Source organism: Streptomyces shaanxiensis (assembly GCF_039537145.1).
GTDB lineage: Bacteria > Actinomycetota > Actinomycetes > Streptomycetales > Streptomycetaceae > Streptomyces > Streptomyces shaanxiensis.
Genome location: NZ_BAAAZY010000006.1, coordinates 1 through 13,656, shown reverse-complemented (window position 1 = coordinate 13,656; position 13,656 = coordinate 1). Strand labels below are relative to the sequence as shown.

The following is a 13,656-nucleotide window of genomic DNA, read 5'->3' as shown; positions in this document are numbered from 1 at the left end:
CGCGGGGCCCCACCCGGTCGGCGGACCGGGTGGCACCCCGTGCCTCTGCGGGGAGCGACACTCAGAGTTCGAGGCGCTGCCCAGGCACGATCAGGTCGGGATCACCGCCGATGGCGGCCCTGTTGGCAGCGAAGATCCGCTGCCATGTGGTCCCGTGCCGGGCGGCGATGCCGCTCAGCGTGTCGCCCTCGCGGACGGTGTAGTCACCACGGGACGAGCCACGGGTCGTGTGTCCCGACGAACGCTCCGGCGTCCGCGCCGGATTCGATGGGGCCGCCTCGGTGTTCGACGGAGCTGCCTTGCTGGAGGAGGAGGCCGCCGAGCCGGTGGCGGGAGCCGCGGGTGCGCTCCCGTACGCTCCGGCCCGGGCCGAACAGGTCGGCCACGCGCCCCACCCCTGGGCACGCTGGACCTTGGTGGCCACTGCGATCTGCTGGGCCTTCGTGGCCCCGTCCGCCGTCGGTGCGTAGGCCGTTCCGCCGTACGCGCGCCATGTGGAGGCGGCGAACTGCAGTCCGCCGTAGTAGCCGTTGCCGGTGTTGATGTGCCAGTTGCCCCCGCTCTCGCACTGTGCGATGCGGTCCCACACTCCGCCGTCCGCCGCCGCGGCGTTGCCGGTGGCGGCCAGCAGCCCGAGCGGGGCGAGCAGTGCAGCCCCGGCGAGGACCGCCGTCGTACGAGTCCGGCTCCCGTTCGGAGCCTTCGGCGCCTTACGAGCGATGTCGTGAGTGTTGTCGGCACATTCGGACATGTAGTTCCCTCCCGAAGGACTCGGGGTCCCCCAAGACGGAACGCCACTGCGCACGCCATGGGGCGTGTGAGTCGCGCCCGCCCCGTCCGCCGAGGGTCGGTGCTGAGTGCTGGCTGGTGCGGTCGGCGGACGTACCCGAGCGGTGCTCGTTGCACACGGCCGAGGAATGTAGGGAGGCCGAGCGGCCGGTATCAACCAACTCCTTGTCATTCCAGGCCAGTTCGCCGTTACCTCCGGTATCAGCGATTTTCGGCCACCCACTTCATTCGCTGATTTCGGGATTTGTCGACCAGTCACCTCAGTGATCTGTGACCCACCTCACGCAACCAACTTCCTTGGAAATCCAAGGACTTGACGGTGAGTGCGCAATTCCGTACGCGAGGTGACCGTGCGCGGTGGATGGTTCGATTCCGTTCGGTGTGGTGCGTGACTCCCGCCACAGATCACCCGTTGTCTTCTTCATGAGCCCGGGACCCGCCCGGTTCACGGGCCGGGAGCCACCCGGCCCCGCCACGCCACATCCCGAGGAGCCACCCGTGCCGCGCATGCTCGACGTCAGCGACGAGGTACGTGCCGAGATCGGCGACGACGAAGCCGACCGGCTGCTCGCCGGAGACAACGCCCCCGGCAGTTACGACTGCACGTCCTGCCGCACCCCGGGCGACTCCGAACAGGAGCGCACCAGCACCGTCCTGTTCATCGGGGACGAGACCGCCGTCCTCGCCTTCGCCCACGCCACCTGCCTGCCCTCTCAGGTCGTCCAGGTCACCGAGGCGCAGCTGCAGGGCGCCGTGAAGTCCATCACCGGCGACCGGGTCGACCTGGAGCCGGACACGATCGTGCCGGAGCAGGCCGTTCTCGGGGTGACCAGCGGACTGGTGCTGATCGCTGGGGAGTTGCACCCCGCGCTGGTCGTCGAGCCGACCGGGCCCATCGTGCGACCCGGGGCGGTCGGCTCCGGGGACGACTTCCTGCCGCTGCTCATCGAGCAGGGGTTCATGCCGGCGACGGAGCTGGCGGATGTGCCGCCCGTACTGCACGGCTGGTCCGTGCTGCTGGCCATGGGGCAGCTGCACGCGGTTCTGCAGCCGGGCACGAATGGGGGGCAGCCGGTCGCGTGGTGGCAGGCGCACCAGCCGTTGCTGGTGACGGACGGCTGGCGGGCCGCCGCGAACAAGCATCAGCAGGTACTGATGTTCGCCGCACCCGTGGGGTCCATCGGGCGTCAGCCCAGGGAGGACCTGCTTCGGGAGGCTCTGGACAAGGCCGCCGCCAACGGGAAACTGGTCGCGGCCGCCCTGCCGCTCGCCGGCACCTGAGCGCGGTTCCCGCCCCCTGAGGCGTTGCCCGCGCCCCTGATGAGCAGGCGGTCCGTCACCACGGCCGCATCTCTTCGAGCGCGGTGTCGTTTGGACATACGTGCATGCATACGACGTTCCCCGCCTTCAGGGCGGCCCATCGGCCACGCCCATCTACGACGCGCTCTACGCCGAGTACGTCAAGTCCTTCCGCTCGCTGCCGGGTGACCGCAGTGGCGAGGAGGACCTGGGGTTCACCGCGTTCGGGAACATTCCGCGGAGCACGGGCCCGTACGGCGGCCATCGCCCGGGGTCGTTCAGCAGCTCGTACAGCGCCTACAGCGCGGGGGCCCACAGCGCCCGCCACGGCACCGGCCACGGCGCCGGTCAGCAGCCGCAGTGGCAGCGCGTCGGGCACATCGGCCCGCAGGGCTCGGGTATGCACCACGTCCCGGCCGCGCTGCCCCCGGCACGCAGAGGCTGAACACACGGAAGGGCGGCCCGATCAGGGCCGCCCTTCCGTGTGCGTGCGCCACGACTTCTCGCGTGCACTACTTCATCCTGCTTCCGCTACTTCTTCTTGCTCCCGCGCTTCTCACGCACCCGCACCGAGATATGGATCGGCGTCCCCTCGAAGCCGAACTCCTCGCGCAGCCGGCGTTCGATGAAGCGGCGGTAGCCCGCCTCGATGAAGCCGGAGGCGAAGAGCACGAACCGCGGGGGCTTGGTGCCGGCCTGGGTGCCGAAGAGGATGCGGGGCTGCTTGCCGCCGCGGATGGGGTGGGGGTGGGCGGCGACCAGCTCACCGAGGAAGGCGTTGAGCCGACCGGTCGGGACCCGGGTCTCCCAGCCCGCGAGGGCCGTCTCGATCGCGGGGACGAGCTTCTCCATGTGCCGCCCGGTGCGCGCCGAGACATTCACCCGGGGCGCCCACGCGACCTGGCCGAACTCGGTCTCGATCTCCCGCTCCAGGTAGTAGCGGCGCTCCTCGTCGAGGGTGTCCCACTTGTTGTAGGCGATCACCATCGCGCGGCCCGCCTCGACGGCCATCGTCACGATCCGCTGGTCCTGGACCGAGATGGACTCGGAGGCGTCGATCAGGATGACCGCCACCTCGGCCTTCTCGACGGCGGCCGCGGTGCGCAGCGAGGCGTAGTAGTCGGCGCCCTGCTGGAGGTGGACGCGCTTGCGGATGCCGGCGGTGTCGACGAACTTCCAGGTGACGCCGCCGAGTTCGATGAGCTCGTCGACCGGGTCACGGGTGGTGCCGGCCAGCTCGTTGACGACGACGCGCTCCTCGTTCGCCACCTTGTTCAGCAGGGAGGACTTGCCGACGTTCGGGCGGCCGATGAGCGCGATACGGCGCGGTCCGCCGATCCCGGCGCCGCCGAAGGTCTGCTCGGGCGCCTCCGGCAGGGCCTCCAGGACGGCGTCCAGCATGTCGCCGGTGCCACGGCCGTGCAGGGCCGAGACGGGGTGCGGCTCGCCGAGGCCCAGGGACCACAGGTAGGTCGCGTCGGCCTCGCCACTCGGGCCGTCGACCTTGTTGGCGCACAGCACCACGGGCTTGCCGGCCTTGCGCAGCAGTCGTACGACGGCCTCGTCGGTGTCGGTGGCACCGACCTTGGCGTCGACGACGAACACGACGGCGTCGGCGGCCTCGATGGCGTACTCGGCCTGCGCGGCCACGGAGGCGTCGATGCCGAGGACGTCCTGCTCCCAGCCGCCGGTGTCGACGACCTTGAAGCGACGGCCCGCCCACTCGGCCTCGTAGGTCACACGGTCGCGGGTGACGCCGGGCTTGTCCTCGACGACCGCCTCGCGGCGGCCGATGATCCGGTTGACGAGAGTCGACTTGCCGACATTCGGCCGGCCGACGACGGCGAGGACGGGCAACGGCCCGTGCCCGGCCGCCTCGATGGCACCCTCGACGTCCTCGAGGTCGAAGCCCTCTTCCGCGGCGAGCTCCATGAACTCCGCGTACTCGGCGTCGCCAAGCTCTCCGTGGTCGTGCCCGTCGGGCGAGCCCTCGGAGTGGATGTGGTCGTTCATGAAGTCCGTACCTCGTCGTTCATCGTGGTGATCGGTGGGCCACCCGGTTGTCCCCCGGCTGATCCACTACTCAGTGTCGCCTAGCGACCGGTCAGTCGCCTGGCGTTTTCCAGGTGCTCGGTGAGCTGCTTCTGGATGCGCTCGGTCGCCTCGTCCAGCGCCCTGCGGGTGCGCCGCCCGCTGCCGTCGCCCGCCTCGAAGGGGTCGCCGAAGACGACGTCGACGCGGCTGCGCAGCGGAGGCAGCCCCTTTATCAACCGGCCGGGCCGGTCGGAACTTCCCAGCACGGCGACCGGGACGATCGGGGCGTTGCCGCGCACCGCGAAGTACGCGAGCCCGGCCCGCAGCGCGGCGAAGTCGCCCTCGCCGCGGGTGCCCTCGGGGAAGATCCCGAGGACGCCGCCGTTGTCCAGCACGCTCAGCGCCTGGGTGATCGCCGTGCGGTCGGTGCTCTCTCGGTCGACCTTGACCTGCCCGATGCCGAGCAGGAACGGGTCGAGCGGCCCGATGAACGCTTCCTTCTTGATCAGGAAGTGGGTCGGCCGGGGCGCCACACCCATGACCATGGGGCCGTCGATGTTGTGGGAGTGGTTGACCGCGAAGATCACCGGCCCGGTGGCGGGCACCTTCCAGGCGCCCAGAACCCGCGGCCGCCACAGCCCGAACATCAGGCCGACGCCGATGCGTCGCCCGACGTCGGCACCCCGCTCGGAGGGAGCTGTCACTTCGCGGCCCGCTTCTCCTCGACGAGCGTGACGACGCACTCGATGACCTGCGTCAGCGTGAGCTCGGTGGTGTCCACCTCGACCGCGTCGTCCGCCTTGGCGAGCGGCGAGGTCTTGCGGCTGGAGTCGGCCGCGTCCCGCTTGATCAGGGCCTCGCGGGTGGCGTTGACGTCGGCGCCCTTCAGCTCACCGCTGCGGCGGGCGGCGCGAGCCTCCGGGGAGGCGGTGAGGAAGATCTTCAGGTCGGCGTCGGGCAGCACGGTCGTACCGATGTCGCGCCCCTCGACGACGATGCCCCGCTCGGCGGAGGTGGCCAGCGAGCGCTGCAGCTCGGTGATCCGGGCACGCACCTCGGGCACCGCGCTGACGGCGCTGACCTTGGAGGTGACCTCCTGGGTGCGGATCGGGCCGGACACGTCGGTGCCGTCGACGGTGATCGTCGGGCCCGCCGGGTCGGTGCCGGAGATGATCTCGGGCTTGCCGGCCACCGCGGCGATCGCGGTCGGGTCCTCGATGTCGATGCCGCTGGTCACCATCCACCAGGTGATCGCCCGGTACTGGGCGCCGGTGTCGAGGTAGCTCAGCCCGAGCTGCGCGGCGACGGCCTTCGACGTGCTCGACTTGCCCGTGCCGGAGGGGCCGTCGATGGCGACAATCACGGGCTTGGCGGCACCGTTTTCCACGGGGGGACACCTTCCTGGTGCGGTGTGGCGGGAGTGTGGGGACGCGAGAGCGCCCCGCACAAGGTTACTGGGTCCCCATCACTCGTCCGGCCGCGCGCCGTCCCGGCGACTCTCTGGCGCCGGTCCAGGCACTCCAGCCCGTCCGGCGTTTGAGGACGAGGCCCTTTAAGGGCCGAAGCGGGGGTCTGAGGGCGGCAGCCCCCAGGGACGGGACGGGTAGGGGCGGCGGGGGCGAGACTCCTACTGCCGAATCGCCCAGCCCCGCTCCCGCAACGCCGCCGACAACACCGTCGCCGCTTTCGGCTCCACCATCAACTGCACCAGACCGGCCTGCTGCCCCGTCGCATGCTCGATCCGCACGTCCTCGACGTTGACCCCGGCCCGCCCGGCATCCGCGAAGATCCGCGCCAACTGCCCCGGCTGGTCGTCGATCAACACGGCGACGACCTCGTAGACCCGCGGAGCGGCCCCGTGCTTGCCGGGCACCCGAACCTGCCCGGCGTTCCCACGCCGCAGCACGTCCTCGATGCCGGAGGTCCCCTCCAGCCGCTTCGCCTCGTCGGCCGACTGCAGCGCCCGCAGCGCCCGCACCGTCTCCTCCAGATCCCCGGCGACATCGGTGAGCAGGTCGGCCACCGGCCCCGGGTTCGCGGAGAGGATGTCGATCCACATCCCGGGATCGGACGCGGCGATCCGGGTCACGTCCCGAATGCCCTGACCACACAGTCGAACGGCCGCCTCCTCGGCGTTCTCCAGCCGCGCGGCGACCATGCTGGACACCAGATGAGGCATGTGGGACACCAGCGCGACCGCGCGGTCGTGGGCGTCGGCGTCCATCACCACCGGCACGGCACGGCAGTGCGAGACCAGTTCCAGGGCGAGGTTCAGCACCTCGGTGTCGGTGTCCCGGGTCGGCGTGAGCACCCAGGGCCGGCCCTCGAAGAGGTCACCGGTCGCCGCCAGCGGGCCGGACTTCTCGCGCCCCGACATGGGATGCGTACCGATGTAGGACGACAGGTCGAGCCCGAGCGCCTCCAGCGCCCGGCGCGGCCCGCCCTTGACGCTGGCCACGTCGAGGTAGCCGCGTGCCACGCCCCGGCGCATGGCGTCGGCGAGCACCTCGGCCACGTGCGCGGGCGGGGAGGCGACGATCGCGAGGTCGACCGGGCCCTCGGGCGCCTCGTCGGTGCCGGCGCCGAGCGCGGCCGCCGTACGGGCCTGCTCGGGGTCGTGGTCGGCGAGGTGGACGACGACACCGCGCCCGGCCAGCGCCAGCGCGGCGGACGTACCGATGAGGCCGGTGCCGATGACGAGTGCGGTTCTCACTGGGCGATGTCCTTGCGCAGGGTGGCCGCGGCGCCGAGGTAGACGTGCGCGATGTCGGCGCGGGGCCGGTCGGACTCGATGTGCGCGAGGACACGTACGACCCGCGGCATGGCGCCCTGGATGTCCAGTTCCTGGGCGCAGATCAGCGGTACGTCGACGATGCCGAGCTTACGGGCGGCGGCCGCCGGGAAGTCGCTGTGCAGATCGGGCGTGGCCGTGAACCAGATGCTGATCAGGTCGTCCGCGCTCAGCCCGTTCCGCTCCAGGATCGCCGTGAGCAGGGCCCCGACCTGCTCGTCCATGTGGCCGGCCTCGTCCCGCTCCAGTTGGACGGCCCCCCGGACCGCTCGTACCGCCACGGCTCTGCTCCTTGCTGCTGTACGGATCGCCTCTTCGACTCGCCAGCCTAGTCAGCCCGCGTGCGGCGGACGCAGGTCGCCCGCCCGCTGAGACACCGGGGACCCGGGTGGTCGGCTTTGAGTCAATGTCACCCGTCCATCCCGATTGCGCTACCGGACCGCGAACGCCTCCGTACGCCTCTGGACGGCGGGGCACAGGTCCGCTCTCATTGGCAGGAAGCTCGCCTCGGGGGAGGCCTCATGAAGCGTCCCGGCCCCTTGCTCACCCTTCTCGCGGGACTGTTGGCCGGCGTGTTCCTGCTGTCGCTCAACGCGACGACGGGGACGAGGAACGCGTCGTCGTCCGCGCCCTCGCCCGGGTCGTCGCCCTCGTCCGCGGACACCACGAAGGAGTCGCCCGCGGCGACACCGTCACCGGCGCCCACGCAGACGACTCCGTCGCCGTCACCGTCGCAGACCCCTGTCCCGAACGCCGGCTACACGGGCCGCACCGACGACGACTCCTCCGCCGTGGCCGTCACCCTGCGCGACGGCAGGGCGATCGCGTACTTCTGCGACGGCCGCGCCAAGGAGTCCTGGCTCAAGGGCGACGTGAACGACGACGGGACGATGCGGCTCACCGGCAAGGACGGCTCCGTGCTGAACGGCACTCTCAAGGAGGGCAAGCGGATCCGCGGCACGGTCGACATCGACGGCGGGCACTACGCCTTCACCGCCGACAGGACGAAGAAGCCGTCGGGCCTGTACCGGGCCACCGCCACCGTGCGCGGCGCCGAGGTCGACGGCGGCTGGATCGTGCTGCCGGACGGCCGGCAGGTCGGCGTCCTCACCCGCGACGGCCGACCCTCGCCCGCCCCGCGGATCGACCCCGAGACCGGCGCGGTGACGGTCGACGGACAGCAGCTGACGGCCCGCCCCGCGGCCCCTTGATCCTTTCCCCGGCCTCCCCGACCCGTCCTCGATCCCCCCTCCTCACGGGAGTCGATCATGACCGTCGACCCGAACGCCGCCACCCAGGACTTCCCGTCCCCGCAGCCCGGCCACCGCCGCCCGAGCCCGGCCCGCTACCTGGTCCCGGCGCTGGTCGCCGGCGCGGTCGCGGTGGGCCTCGGGGCGTACGGCAAGGTCCACGACCCGTCGGGGACGGCCTTCAACCTCGCCGGGTTCAACAGCACCGGCGCGGTCAAGTCATGGCTGGCGACGGGGGCGATCTTCTTCGCGCTGGTCCAGGTGGTCTCCGCGTTCATGGTGTACGGCAAGCTCCCGGGGCCGGCCCGGTCGTCCGCGCTGCACCGCTGGTCGGGCCGAGTGGCGTTCCTGCTGGCCGTACCCGTGGCGGTGCACTGCCTGTACGCGATGGGCTACCAGACGTACGAAACACGCGTTTTCTTCCACTCTGTCCTGGGTTGCTTCTTCTTCGGTGCTTTCAGTGCAAAGATGCTGTTGCTCCGGTCGGAGCGACTTCCCGGCTGGCTGCTGCCCATCGTGGGCGGAGTGGTCTTCGCCGCTCTCACCATCATCTGGCTGACCTCCGCCCTCTGGTTCTTCCGCACCTTCGGAGTGACGACATGAGCTTCCGTCCGACGCGGCGCACGATCCTCATCGCGACAGGCGGGGCCGGCGCGGCGGCGCTCGTCGCCGGCTGCGGCGATTCCGGCGACAACGGCGATGCGAGCGACTCGACACCGACCTCGACCACCTCCCCCGGCCAGGACGGCCAGGACGGAGAGGAGCTGGCCGCCACAGACGACATCCCGGTCGGCGGCGGCACGATCTTCAAGGACCAGGAGGTGGTGGTGACCCAGCCGGAACAGGGCGAGTTCAAGGCCTTCTCGGCCATCTGCACCCATCAGCGGTGCACGGTCGCCACCGTCGCGGACGGCACGATCAACTGCGCCTGCCACGGCAGCAAGTTCAACATCACGGACGGCTCGGTGGCCAACCCTCCGGCGACGAAACCGCTGCCCGAGAAGCAGATCACCGTGGACGGAAATTCGATCCGCCTGGTGTGACCCGCCGCGTACGCTCCGGGGCATGCGCCCCGAGCCCCTGACACCGGTACACGACACACTGGTACGCGACCACACGATCTACGCGTGCGTGATGGGCTCGCGCGCCTTCGGTCTGGCGACGGACGGCAGCGACACCGACCTCCGGGGCGTGTTCCTCGCCCCGACACCGCTCTTCTGGCGTTTCGACAAGCCCCCGACGCACGTCGAAGGCCCCCGGGAGGAGCAGTTCAGCTGGGAGCTGGAGCGCTTCTGCGAGCTGGCCCTGCGCGCCAACCCGAACATCCTGGAGTGCCTGCACTCCCCGCTCGTGGAGCACGTCGACGACACGGGCCGCGAGCTCCTCGCCCTGCGCGAGGCGTTCCTGTCCCGCCGGACCCACGAGACGTTCACCCGCTACGCGCTGGGCCAGCGCAAGAAGCTGGAGGCCGACGTCCGCGTCCACGGCACCCCGCGCTGGAAGCACGCGATGCACCTCCTGCGACTGCTCGCGAGCGCCCGCGACCTGCTGCGCACCGGCCGTCTGACGATCGACGTGGGCGACCGGCGCGAGTCGCTGCTGGAGGTCAAGCGGGGCGAGATCCCGTGGCCGGAGTTCGAGTCCCGGATGACCCGCCTGGCGAGCGAGGCGGACGAGGCCCTCGGCCACAGTCCGCTCCCGGCCGAGCCGGACCGCAGCCGGGTGGAGGACTTCCTGATCCGGACCCGCCGCGCCTCAGCCCTCCAGCCGGGCCCGTACGACGAAGGCGTGCAGGGCGTCGTAGGCACCCGGAGCGTCGGGCAGCACTGAGGCCGCCTGCGCCTCGTCCAGCACGGCGTGCAGGCGCTCGACGTCGGCCGCCACGCGCGCGTGGTCGACGTCGGCAGTCCCGTGCTCCTGCTCCGCCTTCGCCGCGATCAGCTCCGGCAGGTAGGCCGGGGCGTCGACATGCTCCAGCAGCGTGGGCAGATGCGCCTGCACCTCACCGCCGCGCATGAGGTGGACGCCGGTGAGCAGCACCCGGAAGGTGTAGAGCAGCGGCTTGAGCTCCGCGGTCTTCTCGAACAGCCGCCACTGCGTGGTGGCGAACCCCCGGTAGTGATGGGCGTGGTGGCTGGTGAGGACGCCGGGCGCGAGCTCGGCGAGTTCGCGGTGGGCGTCCGTCGTGTGCACGACGAGCGGCGAGAGCAACTGCTCCAGCACATAGCCGTTGCGGCGCAGCATCAGCCGTACGAACTTGCGCAGGTCGTGCGTGACCAGGTCCATCTCGACGCCGTCCCGCACCCACATCCGCGTCCGCGTCTCGTCCGGCTCGCGCAGACCGACGAGGTCGGCGGCCGGCAGCAGGTGCACGCCCCGCAGGTCCACGTCGGAGTCGCGCGACGGGAAGCCGTACAGATGCGCGCCCGAGACGGTCGCGAACAGCACCGGGTCGGGCTGTTCGGCGACGACGGGTGCGAGGTCGATGTCCAGGGCGTCGATCATCCGTCAAGCGTCCCAGAGCGCCCCGAGGGTCAGCAGGTCCCCCCGGTACTCGATCCGGTCCGCCCACTCCGTCGGCCAGGCGTCGGCCCCGAGCCAGGCACCCGCGAACGCGCCCGTCAGGCACGCGATCGAGTCCGAGTCGCCGGAGGTGCAGGCGGCCCGGCGCAGGGCGGTCAGCGGCTCGTCGACGAACCACAGGAAGCACAACAGGCCACTGGCCAGGGCCTCTTCGGCGATCCAGCCCGCACCGGTGGCCAGGCACGGGTCGGTCTCGGGCGAGGCCGTGCGCACGGCGTCCTGGAGGCGGCCCAGGATCTCCAGGCACTCGTCCCAGCCGCGCGCGATGAAGTGCTCGGCCGTGGGGTCCTGGCTGCGGGTCCACAGGTCGCCGAGCCAGCGCTCGTGGTAGCGGGTGCGGTTCTCGTAGGCGTACGACCGCAGCAGGCCGACCAGCCCGGTCGGCTCGGTGCCCTGCGCGAGCAGTCGTACGGCGTGCGCGGTCAGGTCGGAGGCGGCGAGCGCCGTCGGATGCCCATGGGTGAGCGCGGACTGCAACTGGGCGGCGCCCGCGCGCTGTTCATCGCTCAGGCCGGGGACGAGGCCGATCGGCGCGACGCGCATGTTGGCGCCGCAGCCCTTGGAGTTGATCTGGCTGGCGTCCTGCCAGGGCAGATCGGCACGCTCGAGGAGGTCACAAGCCCTGAGGCAGGTGTTGCCCGGGGCCCGGTTGTTCTCCGGAGACCGGTTCCACGCCACGAACTCCGCACGCACCGGCTCCACCATGGCCTCGGGCCCGAGTACGCCCATGTCCATCGCCGACCGCAGCCCCTTCCCCACCGCCAGCGTCATCTGCGTGTCGTCGGTGACGATCGCGGGCGTCGGCAGCTCCATCTCGCGCCACGGCCCGCACTTGGCGAGGATCGACGGCACGTCGTTGAACTCGGTCGGGAAGCCGAGCGCGTCCCCGAGGGCGAGGCCGAGCAGGGAGCCGGTGGCGGCGCGCTTGCGCACGGTGGTCGTGGTCATGCGGGGCGTCCTTCGGGGGTCGGCCGGAGCAGCGGCGGGTGGAGGGTGGTCGCGGTGCCCGCGCGGTACAGCGCGGCCGGTTTGCCGCGGCCGCCGGTGAGCCGGGCGGCGCCGGGGACCGGCTCGACGAAGCCCGGCGTGGCGAGCACCTTGCGGCGGAAGTTGGGCCGGTCGAGGGCGGTGCCCCACACCACCTCGTAGACGTGCTGCAGCTCGCCGAGCGTGAACTCGGGCGGGCAGAAGGCGGTGGCGAGGCTGGAGTACTCGAGCTTGGCGCCGACACGGTCATGGGCGTCGGCCAGGATCCGGTCGTGGTCGAAGGCGAGCGGCCCCGTCTTGTCGTACGGCACCCAGCACGCCTGCGCCGCGTCGCTGCCGCCGTGCGGTTCGGGCGGGTGGGGCAGCAATGCGGTGAAGGCGACCGTGACGACCCGCATGCGGGGGTCGCGGTCGGGCTCGCTGTAGGTCCGCAGCTGCTCCAGATGCAGCTCGGAGACGTCCGACAGGCCGGTCTCCTCGGCGAGTTCGCGCCGGGCGGCCGTCTCCGCCGACTCGTCCGGCTGCACGAAGCCGCCGGGCAGCGCCCAGTGGCCCTGGTACGGCTCCTGCCCGCGTTCGACGAGCAGGACGTGCAGGACACCGTCGCGGATGGTGAGGACGGCGAGGTCGGCGGTGACCGCGAAGGGTTCGTGGGCGTACTTGTCGTAGCCCTCGGGCACGGTGGGTCCCGGCATGCCGCTCACCCCTCTTCACGGGCATCTTTATAGTCATCACGACTATTAGTCACTACGACTATAAAGAGGGTGGACGGGTTGCACAACCAACGGACGGCAAACCCGCGTCACCCCGGCAGGAAATCCCGCCGCCCCAGGAACCCCAGCAACCGCACTCCGGGACCGGCTCCCACCGGCACGGCGACCGGCGCGCCGAACCGCACACCCCGGTCCGCCTCCGCGACCACGCACCGGGCGACGGGCAGCAGCTCGGCCGCGAGCGCGACGGGCAGGGGCCGGGGCCGCCCGCAGGCCTGGGCGACGTCCCACCCGTGCACGGCGATCTCCACGGCTCCCAGGGCGGCCATCACCCGCACGTCCAGCGGCCGTTCGCCCACCAGCGCCGACTCCGGCGGCCCGGCCGCCCAGGCGCCGAGCACCGCGCACGCGCGCGTACGGAACCCGCAGGCACGGTCGACGCGCGGGACCAGCCCGATCCGGCCGCCGGTCAGGCCCTCGTACAAGGCGTCCAGCGAGTCGTCGAGGTGCCCGAGCAACTCCCCCAGGTCCCACTGGGCACACGGCGTCCCGCGCCCCAGACTCCCGGGCTCCACTCCGGCGACGCTGCCCAGCGCGTAACCGAGCGAACGTTCCAGAAGCTCCCCGGAGTTCATCGGCCCTCACCCCGCCGGCATCGCCGACACCGCCCGCACCGCCCCGCCGCACACGCCCTCAGTGGCCCCTCAGGCGCCTCCCACGGCCCTCCGGGCCCCGAGGGGGCCGGAGCCCACGCGCGGCTCTCCAGCGCCGTCAGACACGCGCTGACGGCACTCCGGTAATCGATCGTCCCCATCGCCACTCCCTCCGTCACGGATGAAGACCGGCCGAGGGGCGAAAACGAATCGGCCGGTCCCGGACACATCCCGGAACCGGCCTGCACACACGCGTGGGCCTACGACCCGCACGCACGCGTGGGCTTACAGATCGACTTCCTTCATGAGCATCCCGACCTCGGTGTTCGACAGCCGTCGCAGCCAGCCCGACTTCTGGTCGCCGAGGGTGATCGGCCCGAAGGAGGTGCGCACCAGCTTCTCCACGGGGAAGCCGGCCTCCGCCAGCATGCGCCGCACGATGTGCTTGCGGCCCTCGTGCAGGGTGACCTCGACCAGGTAGTTCTTGCCGGTCTGCTCGACGACCCGGAAGTGGTCCGCGCGCGCGTAGCCGTCCTCCAGCTGGATGCCGTCCTTGA

The 13,656-nt window shown here is 71.5% G+C and carries 17 protein-coding genes; 6 read left to right on the top strand and 11 right to left on the bottom strand.

Features of this window, described 5'->3' with window-relative positions:
- Positions 1–61: 61 nt before the first annotated feature.
- Positions 62–751 carry a LysM peptidoglycan-binding domain-containing protein gene (locus ABD932_RS06865; protein WP_345009672.1) on the bottom strand — a complete coding sequence of 230 codons (690 nt, stop codon included), beginning with the start codon at positions 749–751 and terminating at the stop codon, positions 62–64.
- A gap of 536 nt (positions 752–1,287) precedes the next feature.
- Here ABD932_RS06865 and ABD932_RS06860 point away from each other — a divergent pair.
- Together ABD932_RS06860 and ABD932_RS06855 are read left to right on the top strand one after the other, a co-directional pair.
- Entirely contained in the window at positions 1,288–2,070 is a 783-nt protein-coding gene (locus ABD932_RS06860) for a hypothetical protein (protein WP_345009670.1), read from the top strand.
- Positions 2,071–2,170: 100 nt separating this feature from the next.
- Positions 2,171–2,533 (top strand): hypothetical protein, encoded by a 363-nt coding sequence (locus ABD932_RS06855; protein ID WP_345009668.1) that lies wholly within the window; start codon positions 2,171–2,173, stop codon positions 2,531–2,533.
- An 86-nt stretch (positions 2,534–2,619) separates the two neighbouring features.
- On the opposite strand, the gene der is transcribed toward ABD932_RS06855, so the two are convergent.
- From der to aroH, 5 genes are all read right to left on the bottom strand, one after another.
- Positions 2,620–4,101 (bottom strand): ribosome biogenesis GTPase Der, encoded by a 1,482-nt coding sequence (gene der / locus ABD932_RS06850; RefSeq protein WP_345009666.1) that lies wholly within the window; start codon positions 4,099–4,101, stop codon positions 2,620–2,622.
- A gap of 80 nt (positions 4,102–4,181) precedes the next feature.
- On the bottom strand, positions 4,182–4,769 hold the full coding sequence (locus tag ABD932_RS06845) for a lysophospholipid acyltransferase family protein (protein WP_345010452.1): 588 nt from the start codon (positions 4,767–4,769) through the stop codon (positions 4,182–4,184).
- Between the two features lie 53 nt (positions 4,770–4,822).
- Positions 4,823–5,509, bottom strand: coding sequence for a (d)CMP kinase (cmk, locus tag ABD932_RS06840; protein WP_250085227.1), 687 nt, complete (start codon positions 5,507–5,509; stop codon positions 4,823–4,825).
- 240 nt (positions 5,510–5,749) lie between these two features.
- On the bottom strand, positions 5,750–6,835 hold the full coding sequence (locus tag ABD932_RS06835; protein ID WP_345009662.1) for a prephenate dehydrogenase: 1,086 nt from the start codon (positions 6,833–6,835) through the stop codon (positions 5,750–5,752).
- Complete coding sequence (gene aroH / locus ABD932_RS06830) at positions 6,832–7,194, bottom strand: chorismate mutase (protein ID WP_345009660.1); 363 nt, start codon at positions 7,192–7,194, stop codon at positions 6,832–6,834. Before aroH ends, ABD932_RS06835 begins: the two co-directional genes overlap by 4 nt.
- A gap of 240 nt (positions 7,195–7,434) precedes the next feature.
- Between aroH and ABD932_RS06825 the strand changes: the two genes are divergently transcribed.
- The 4 genes from ABD932_RS06825 to ABD932_RS06810 are packed head-to-tail and all read left to right on the top strand — an operon-like array spanning position 7,435 to position 9,993.
- Positions 7,435–8,124 carry a hypothetical protein gene (locus ABD932_RS06825; RefSeq protein ID WP_345009658.1) on the top strand — a complete coding sequence of 230 codons (690 nt, stop codon included), beginning with the start codon at positions 7,435–7,437 and terminating at the stop codon, positions 8,122–8,124.
- A 57-nt stretch (positions 8,125–8,181) separates the two neighbouring features.
- Positions 8,182–8,766 (top strand): DUF6529 family protein, encoded by a 585-nt coding sequence (locus ABD932_RS06820; RefSeq protein WP_345009656.1) that lies wholly within the window; start codon positions 8,182–8,184, stop codon positions 8,764–8,766.
- On the top strand, positions 8,763–9,206 hold the full coding sequence (locus ABD932_RS06815) for a Rieske (2Fe-2S) protein (protein ID WP_345009654.1): 444 nt from the start codon (positions 8,763–8,765) through the stop codon (positions 9,204–9,206). The genes ABD932_RS06820 and ABD932_RS06815 overlap by 4 nt, the downstream gene beginning before the upstream one ends.
- Before the next feature lie 22 nt (positions 9,207–9,228).
- Complete coding sequence (locus tag ABD932_RS06810; RefSeq protein ID WP_345009652.1) at positions 9,229–9,993, top strand: nucleotidyltransferase domain-containing protein; 765 nt, start codon at positions 9,229–9,231, stop codon at positions 9,991–9,993.
- On the opposite strand, the gene ABD932_RS06805 is transcribed toward ABD932_RS06810, so the two are convergent.
- From ABD932_RS06805 to ABD932_RS06785, 5 genes are all read right to left on the bottom strand, one after another.
- Positions 9,919–10,668, bottom strand: coding sequence for a nucleotidyltransferase domain-containing protein (locus ABD932_RS06805; RefSeq protein ID WP_345009650.1), 750 nt, complete (start codon positions 10,666–10,668; stop codon positions 9,919–9,921). The two genes, ABD932_RS06810 and ABD932_RS06805, sit on opposite strands and share 75 nt — an antisense overlap.
- Before the next feature lie 3 nt (positions 10,669–10,671).
- The gene (locus tag ABD932_RS06800; protein WP_345009648.1) at positions 10,672–11,694 is read right to left on the bottom strand and encodes an ADP-ribosylglycohydrolase family protein; all 1,023 of its coding nucleotides are present in this window, start codon (positions 11,692–11,694) and stop codon (positions 10,672–10,674) included.
- Positions 11,691–12,428: an NUDIX hydrolase gene (locus ABD932_RS06795; RefSeq protein ID WP_345009646.1), complete on the bottom strand. Its 738-nt coding sequence runs from the start codon at positions 12,426–12,428 to the stop codon at positions 11,691–11,693. Before ABD932_RS06795 ends, ABD932_RS06800 begins: the two co-directional genes overlap by 4 nt.
- A 107-nt stretch (positions 12,429–12,535) precedes the next feature.
- Positions 12,536–13,081 carry a TIGR03086 family metal-binding protein gene (locus ABD932_RS06790; RefSeq protein WP_345009644.1) on the bottom strand — a complete coding sequence of 182 codons (546 nt, stop codon included), beginning with the start codon at positions 13,079–13,081 and terminating at the stop codon, positions 12,536–12,538.
- 303 nt (positions 13,082–13,384) lie between these two features.
- The coding region (locus tag ABD932_RS06785; RefSeq protein ID WP_345009643.1) for a pseudouridine synthase at positions 13,385–13,656 on the bottom strand (272 nt) is incomplete at its 5' end.

Bases quoted from the DNA above. Each gene is read 5' to 3' on its own strand.
- ABD932_RS06865 (WP_345009672.1), bottom strand. From the start codon at position 751: ATGTCCGAATGTGCCGACAACACTCACGACATCGCTCGTAAGGCGCCG.
- der (WP_345009666.1), bottom strand. From the start codon at position 4,101: ATGAACGACCACATCCACTCCGAGGGCTCGCCCGACGGGCACGACCAC.
- ABD932_RS06845 (WP_345010452.1), bottom strand. From the start codon at position 4,769: ATGTTCGGGCTGTGGCGGCCGCGGGTTCTGGGCGCCTGGAAGGTGCCC.
- ABD932_RS06825 (WP_345009658.1), top strand. From the start codon at position 7,435: ATGAAGCGTCCCGGCCCCTTGCTCACCCTTCTCGCGGGACTGTTGGCC.
- ABD932_RS06820 (WP_345009656.1), top strand. From the start codon at position 8,182: ATGACCGTCGACCCGAACGCCGCCACCCAGGACTTCCCGTCCCCGCAG.
- ABD932_RS06815 (WP_345009654.1), top strand. From the start codon at position 8,763: ATGAGCTTCCGTCCGACGCGGCGCACGATCCTCATCGCGACAGGCGGG.
- ABD932_RS06810 (WP_345009652.1), top strand. From the start codon at position 9,229: ATGCGCCCCGAGCCCCTGACACCGGTACACGACACACTGGTACGCGAC.
- ABD932_RS06805 (WP_345009650.1), bottom strand. From the start codon at position 10,668: ATGATCGACGCCCTGGACATCGACCTCGCACCCGTCGTCGCCGAACAG.
- ABD932_RS06800 (WP_345009648.1), bottom strand. From the start codon at position 11,694: ATGACCACGACCACCGTGCGCAAGCGCGCCGCCACCGGCTCCCTGCTC.
- ABD932_RS06795 (WP_345009646.1), bottom strand. From the start codon at position 12,428: ATGCCGGGACCCACCGTGCCCGAGGGCTACGACAAGTACGCCCACGAA.
- ABD932_RS06790 (WP_345009644.1), bottom strand. From the start codon at position 13,081: ATGAACTCCGGGGAGCTTCTGGAACGTTCGCTCGGTTACGCGCTGGGC.